The organism is Kitasatospora sp. NPDC056783 (assembly GCF_042789895.1).
Lineage (GTDB): Bacteria > Actinomycetota > Actinomycetes > Streptomycetales > Streptomycetaceae > Kitasatospora.
Map to the genome: position 1 here is coordinate 114,855 of NZ_JBHUAF010000002.1, position 7,444 is coordinate 122,298.

The 7,444-nt window shown below is 73.7% G+C and carries 3 protein-coding genes; all 3 read left to right on the forward strand.

What is annotated here, in order from left to right; genetic code table 11:
* The first annotated feature begins 2 nt into the window (after positions 1-2).
* From ACFRMQ_RS01205 to ACFRMQ_RS01215, 3 genes are read left to right on the forward strand one after another with little or no spacing between them, the layout of a single operon-like run.
* Positions 3-2,186, forward strand: a complete 2,184-nt coding sequence (locus ACFRMQ_RS01205) for a hypothetical protein (protein ID WP_380725539.1) — start codon at positions 3-5, stop codon at positions 2,184-2,186.
* Positions 2,187-2,203: 17 nt separating this feature from the next.
* Entirely contained in the window at positions 2,204-5,758 is a 3,555-nt protein-coding gene (locus tag ACFRMQ_RS01210) for a hypothetical protein (protein ID WP_380725541.1), read from the forward strand.
* Positions 5,755-7,416 carry a hypothetical protein gene (locus tag ACFRMQ_RS01215; RefSeq protein WP_380725543.1) on the forward strand — a complete coding sequence of 554 codons (1,662 nt, stop codon included), beginning with the start codon at positions 5,755-5,757 and terminating at the stop codon, positions 7,414-7,416. Before ACFRMQ_RS01210 ends, ACFRMQ_RS01215 begins: the two co-directional genes overlap by 4 nt.
* Positions 7,417-7,444: the final 28 nt, after the last annotated feature.

The following is a 7,444-nucleotide window of genomic DNA, read 5'->3' on the forward strand; positions in this document are numbered from 1 at the left end:
CCGTGACCACACCCGACGTCGAGCACCGCATGCGGCTGTTCGACCACCGCATCCCGTCCCTGTACGCGGGCAGGCACACCATCAGCGTCGATCAGACCCTGGACGCGACCGGCGCCACCCTGCCCTCGCACCAGCAGCGCTTCGACGTGCGGCAGCTGCGGTTCACCATCGCGCCCACCGATGTCCAGGCCTGCTACCCGCTGCCGGGGGCGAGCGGCTCCTACAGCCAGATCCTGCCGCACATCACCCTGGACACCCCCGCCCTGCCCTGGCTGCGGCGCCTGCGCGGCCAGGACAAGAGCGTGCCCTGGGCGGCCCTGCTCGTCTTCCGCGAGAACGAACTGCCCGACGACCCCCGGGCGGTCGGGGCCGTCGACGTCCTGACCGTGCGCCAGCTCCTGGGCCGGGAGAAGCCCGGCCGGCCGCCCGCGATCGCGGACGAGTACGTCTTCGACGACGAGTGGGACACGGTCTGCTCCACCGTCCTGGTCCCCGGCCCCCAGTTCACCGCCCTCGCCCCCACCCCCGCCGAGATGGCCATGCTCGCCCACGTCCGCGAGGGCGGGCCACCCGACGCCACCCACACCCGCGCGGCGGGCGAGCCCGAGCCGGAGCCGGACGTCGAAGACCTGAACGCGGTCGTCGTCGCCAACCGCTTCCCGGCCGTGGACGGCGGCATGCACGTCGTCCACCTGGTCTCCCTCGACGGGTTCGAGGACTACCTGGACGGCACGACCCAGCCCCCCGAGTTCCTGCGGATGGTCTCCCTGTGGTCGTGGTCGTTCGAGTCCGTGTACGACACCGGCGTCGGCTTCGGCGACCTCGCCCACAACCTCGCCGACGGCCCCGACGCCCGCCCCGACCTGCTGCTGCGCCGCCGCGCCCAGCGGCCCGCGCAGCCCACCTCGGCCCAGCGCGAGGCCCTGGACCGGCTGGCCTCCGGCGCCGCCGCCCTTCCCCAGCGCCTGGACTCCGGCGAGCGCACCCTCGCCTACTACCGCGGCCCGCTCACCGCCGCCCCCGCCCAGCGACTGCCCGCTCCCGGCGAGGGCCGCGAGCGCCTGGAGTCGGCCGGCGAGGCCCTGATCTATGTCGAACAGCACGGCGTCTTCGACACCGGCTATGCCGCCGCGTTCAGCCTCGGGCGCCAACTGTCCCTCGGCGACGCCGAGTTCCACACCGCCCTGATGGAGTTCCGCAAGGCCGCCCGCAGCGCGGCGCGCCGGCTGTTCACCCGCTCCGGCCCCGCCGGGCGCACGGCCACCGCCGAGGCGCTGACCGGCCACCCGGCACGTGAGGCCTTCGACCGGCTGCTCACCGAGACCGGCGGCGCACGGCTCAGCCACGCGCTGACCACGGCAGGCGCGCGGATCGCGGCCGGACACCGGCGCGCCGCCGCACCCCGTGCGGCAGGCACCGGCCCGCTCGCGGCGGAGACCCTGCGAGCCACCGTCGCCCGGACCGAGACCCACGGCCTGCTGCGCGCGGCCCTCGCGCACGAACTGGACCCGGTCGCCGCGTGGCTGGCACGGCTGCCGCTCCTGGAGATGATCCCGTTCGAGCACCTGGTGCCCGACCCCGCGATGCTGCCGCCCGAGTCCCTCCGCTTCGCCTACACCGACCCGGGCTGGGTGCGCGCGGCCGTGGACGGCGCGCTGAGCGTCGGCGTGGGCCACGCCCTGGACGCCGACCTCAACCAGCTCGCCGCCGAGGTCGCCGCCCCGCCGCCATGCGCGGTCCTGCTGCGCTCGGACCTCGTCCCCAACTGGCCGAAGATCATCATGGCGGCCTCCCGCGGCGCCGAGAGCGTCGAGCCGGTACGGCGCGCCGTCTACGGGGAGGACGTCCTCCTCATCCTCTACCCGGAGGTCATCGACACGTTCACCCTGGCCGAGCCGCCGCAGGGCCTGCACTTCGGGTTCAGCGACATCGGCACGATCGAGCTGCGGCGGATCACCGGGGCCTCGATCGGCGCGCCGATGGGCGAGTTCCCCGCCGATCCGGCCGACGACCGCTTCGCCCGCTTCCTCCGGCCCGGCGGCCGGGACGTGCTCAACGTCGCGGGCCGGGGCGACGCGCTGCTGCCCGCCCTCGGTGCGGCGCACGACGGCGCGCGGCTGAGCTCGGCCCAGTTCGCCCTCCAGATGATCAAGGCCCCTCAGCTCCAGGAATTCGTCCGGCCGTGACCCCGAGGAAGCAGACGATGACGACGCAGCACACCACCCGGCAGGCGACGGCCGGGCAGCGGGAGATGACGGCCGACCACACCCTCGTGGTCCCGGTCGAGGTCGCCGCGCTCGCGGTCAACGACCAGACCCGCATCACCGACGGGAGCTTCATCTGGCAGCGCTGGCAGGCCGACTTCGCCGCCCTGGCCTGGGACAACCTGCCGCCCGAACCCGTGCCGTTCACCTTCGAGGACTGGAGCGACGACCCCGGCCGGTGCGGCGTCTACCTCCAGTGGCAGCTCCCCGAGGCCCTCACCCGGGGCCGTCACGACGAGGTGGAGGGGATCGGCGACTTCCCCCTCGTGCCCAACCGCTGGCTGGTGGTCCGCTACCGCGCGGACACCCGCCAGAGTCGCGCCTGGGTGGTGCACAGCGACTACCTCGGCACCCGCGAGGACGGCCAGCACGTGGTGCCCGGCACCGTCTCCTACCTCGACCCGGACGGCAACGGCAACAGCGACAACGACGACGGCGAGCTGAAGGCCACCTTCATCGGCCGCCGGTACGAGCTGACCGCCGAACAGCCCTGGCGCGAACCCGCCGACGCCCGCGCGCCGTTCCTGACCGCGATCGGCTCCGGCCTGCTGACGTTCACCGCCTTCCAGCCGTACAACGAGAACGTCTTCTCCCTCCACGACCCGCTGGACGACGTGGCCGGCGACGCCCGCCTCAGCTACCACGTCAGCGGCTGGTACTCCGACCCCACGGCCGACATCCTGGCCCCCGGCGAACCGCTCGCCCACCTGCTGGAGCGCCTCGAATGGCTCGCCCCGGCCGCCACCGGCGCCACCGACCGCACCCTGTACACGGGCAGCGCGCTCGGCGTCCTGTGGCAGCCCGGAGGCGGCGTCCCCGCGTCGGACTGCCCCGGCCCCGACGACATCGCGGTCTGCGTGGCCAACAGCTCCGCCGAGGCCCTCGCCGCCCTCCCCGGACAGAGCGACGGCGAGGGCGCGCTCAGCGCCGACGAGGCCCGCCTCTTCGGGGCGTTCGCCCTGGGCACCCTGGACGCCCTGGACCGCTCCGACGGCGCCGGCGACGACCTCACCGCACGCGCCGCCCACGCCACCGGCTTCGGCCCCGCCACCGCCGGATTCACCTGGCGCGTCGTGGACGGCGACTCCGCCGAGGCCCGCGCGGCGCTCACCGCCGCCCAACGCGCCGAGCGCCGGGACCTGGAGGAGAGGGTCGTCGCCGACCTCAACCGGGCGCAGGCCGAGCACGACGCCCTCGCCCGCGACCTGGCCGCCGCCCAGGAACGCCTCTACCTGCTGTGGGCGCTCTCCCTGGAGGCGCGGCCCCACCCCGACTTCGCCGCCGCCATCGACGACGAGCTGAACCCCGCCGTACCCCACGGCGCCGCCGGCCGCGTCACCGAACTCTCCCGGCGCCTCACCGCCAAGCGCGCCGAGATCCCCTGGGGCACCACACCAGCGGAGCTGGAGGCGAGCGCCGCCGCGCACGCCGCCCGCGAGGGGATGCGCTCGGCCGGAATCCTCAAGCGCGGGCCCGCGGAGTCCTACGAGGACTCCACCGACCCCGTGGTCCTCCTGCAGGGCGCGAACCTCAACGCCCCGCTCACCCGTGGCTCCGCCCTGCCCTGCCGGCCCGCCGACCGCCTGGTCAGCGCGATCGGGGCGGTCAACGCCGGCTCGGTCGTCACCGACGTGGCCCGGATCGCCACCGGCGGGCTGCCCGCCGTCGTCCCGGCCGCCCTCACCGAGTTCTTCATCCTCGCCCGCACCCCCGACCTGGGAACCGTCAAACCGGAGCAGGTCACCGGCGCGCTCCCCGCGTACGGTACGGAGGCCTGGCGCCAGCCCTGGCAGCCGCTCTACCTCATGTGGAAGGCCAGTTACACCCCGCTGGCCTACGAGGAGAACGGCCAGGCCCGCTGGCGCTTCGACGGCACCCGCTACCGCTGGACGGGCCAGGGCCAGATCCCCGAACCCGTCGAGGTGATGGGCCGCCAGATCCTCACGCCCAGCGCCGGGCACGCCCTCGCCGGACAGATCGACAACTACACGGCCTACCGCGCCGACCTGCCCCAGGAGCTGACGCGACGACTGCGCGAGGACGCCCGGAAGCAGGACTTCCTCTCCCAGACCCTCGACGGATTCGGCGCGACCCTCCGGCAGCGCGAGACCCGCGCGGGCCGCCGCCCACCCCGGGCCGTCGAGGACCTGGCCGGCCCGATCGACAGCCCGGCCCCGGTGCCCGGCACCCCGCCCAAGTACGGCGGCCAGCCCTGGAAGGACTCCGTCTTCCACGAACTGCGCGCCGGGCAGCTCGCGTTCACCCGCCTGTCGGTCGTGGACCGGTTCGGCCGGGCCGTCAACCTCGTCCAGGACGAACTGCACTTCGAGCCCGTACGGCCGGGCTCGATGACCCCCGACCACCCCATCGACGAGCTCGCCCCCGACCGCCTCGTCGAACTGGGCCCGCGCCTGCTCCAACCCGCCCGGCTGCGCCTGGACTTCCTCGCGGGCGACCGCGACGAGGACGTCGCCGTCACCCCCGGCGCCAACCCGGTCTGCGCCTGGCTGCTGCACAACCGCCTCGACCGCACCCTGGCCTGCTTCGACCCCGAAGGCGTGGCCCTGGGCGAACTGCGCGAGGTCCTCGCCCCCGACGGGCGGCGCGTCGTCGACTGGGTCGCCCTGCCCGGCTCCTCCGTCACCGAACTCGCCCAGCTGGAAGCCCTCTCCCCGCACGCCTACCGCTTCCTCGCCGCCATCCGGCAGCGCGGCCCGGCCGTCCTGGCCGCCGTGCGCGCCACCCTGGACGACTCCCTCGCCATGATCGACCCCGACGGCCCCGAGGACACCGGCCTCGGCTTCCTGCTCGGCCGGCCCCTCGCCCTGATCCGCACCCGCCTGGACCTGGAACTGTACGGCCCCGCCCGCAGGACCGTCGGCTGGACGGAGGTCATCGACCCGCCGGAGCCGCACCTGCCCGGCTACCAGTGGTTCGTACGGCTCGGCGAGCCCGCGCACACCGACGACGGCCTCGTCGGCTGTGTCCTGGACGACGACTACGACCACTTCGAGACCGTCATCGCCCCGCGCGGCGACCACGGCGGATACCTGCGCCCGATCCCCACCGACGGCGAACCACCCGTCCGCCTCTCCTTCGGCGGGCCACCGGCCCTGGCCACCCTCCTGGTCGACCCGCGCGTGGCCGTCCACGCCACCACCGACATCCTGCCCACCGGCACCGTCCACGTGCCGCAGGAGTTCACCGCCCGGGCCCTGGCCCGCATGACCGTCGGCTTCCGCGCCGGCCCGCTGCTGGCCGCCGAGGCCGCCGACACGGCCGTCATGCCCGCCCCCGCCACGGTCACCGGCACCTGGGCCTGGGCCGAACCGCACGGCACCGGCTGGCGCACCCTGCCCATCACCGTCCCCGACCCCGCCGCCCTGCCGCTGGGCCGCCCGGAGATCCGCTCCGGCTTCCTGCTCCTCGGCGACGCCGTCACCGCCGCCGCCCACGACCACGACCACGACCACCAGAACGGACCCGCCGCATGAGCCTGACCGTCTCCCAGTCCGTAGCCGTGGGAGGGGCCGAGACCGCCTCCCCCGACCAGTCCGGGCTGGCGTACGAGATGACCACCAGGCCCGACCCGGTGCGCGTCTCCCCGGCCACGGGCGCGCTGGAGAAGGCCGACATCGTCATCGTCGGCAGCCACCAGGGCTTCAACCCGATCGAGGTCCGGCGCATCACCGTCGGCTTCCCCGTCGGCGACCTCTCCCACGCCCTGACCGAGCACCTGAAGGAGATCGAAGCCACCGTCAACCACGCCGGCGCGAGCTGGACCCCCGCCCACAACGAACCCGAGCAGGAGATCGTCTTCAACGCACCGGGCGGAGCCGTCGTCGTGGACCCCGGCCAGGGCGTCACCATCCAGCTGCGCAACATCCCCGTCAACCGCCAGGTCGGCACCGTCCCGCTCACCGTCATCGTCAGCTGGCGCCGGGCCGGGACCAGCGCCTCCTACAAGGACGACATCGACCTGCTGCCCGTCGGCAAGTTCCCGCCCGACTTCCGGCTCGACAACCTGCGCGCCAACCCGATCGCCCTCGACCACAGCGGCAGCACCACCCTCACCTGGGAGGCCTCCGCAGGAGCCACCTACAAGCTGCTGTACGGAACGGCCGAGATCGACGTCACCAACGTCCGCACCTACACGGTCAACAACCTCCGTCAGACCACGCCGTTCTACCTGCGCGGCGTCGCCCAGTCCGGCAACACGACCGTCGAGCGCACCCTCACCACGCTCGTCACCGTCAACGTGCCGGACCTGGAGGTCACCAACCTCTACGTCAGGGGCACCCTGAGCACCCTGCGCGTCTCCAACCTGATGTGCATGAACTTCACCCCCCAGGACGGCTGGAGCGCCCCCGTCCCGGTCTCGGTCCACTCGGGCGCCAAGCCGCCGGCCGTCACCGTCCACAACGGGCGCCTCCACTGCGTCCACCGGGCCCTGATCGGCGACCACCTCATGTGGACCGCCTCCGCCGACGGCCTGGACTGGCTCCCCGACCAGACCCTCGACTTCCGCAGCCCCGACACCCCGGCGCTGGCCTCGTTCGACTCCAAGCTGTACTGCGTCTTCCGGGGCATGGACGACCGTCTGGCCTGGAGCACGTACGACGGGATCCGCTGGAGCGAGCCCCAGCCGATGGAGTGGTCCACCACCCACGCACCGGCCGCCGCCACCTTCGAGGGCAAGCTCTACTGCGTGTTCCGCGCCGACGACGGCCGGGTGCTCTGGACCACGTACAACGGGACGAGCTGGAGCCCGGCGTCACAGGTGGTGAACGCCACGAGCACCGGCGCCGCGGCCCTGACCGTCGGCCCCGGCCGGACGGCCGGAACCCAGGCGCTGCACGTGGTCATCCACGGCAGGGAAGAGCGGTGGTGGCAGGCACAGACACCGTTCAACCAGATCGGCACCATCGCCTACGGGGACCAGCCCACCTCGTACGGGCCGGCGGCCTTGGCCACGCTCGGACAGACCCTCTACCTCGTCCGTCGCGGCGAGGACGGCGCGTACCTCCGTCAGTACACGCAAACCACCTCGAGTGCCTGGAGCACGGCGTCGCCCATCGTCACCAACTCCACCAAGGACGGCGCCGCCATGACCGTCTTCAACGACAAGATCTACCTCTTCTACATGCGCTGAACGCGCTGCGGGCGGCAACACCGCGAAC

Bases quoted from the DNA above. Each gene is read 5' to 3' on its own strand.
- ACFRMQ_RS01210 (WP_380725541.1), top strand. From the start codon at position 2,204: ATGACGACGCAGCACACCACCCGGCAGGCGACGGCCGGGCAGCGGGAG.
- ACFRMQ_RS01215 (WP_380725543.1), top strand. From the start codon at position 5,755: ATGAGCCTGACCGTCTCCCAGTCCGTAGCCGTGGGAGGGGCCGAGACC.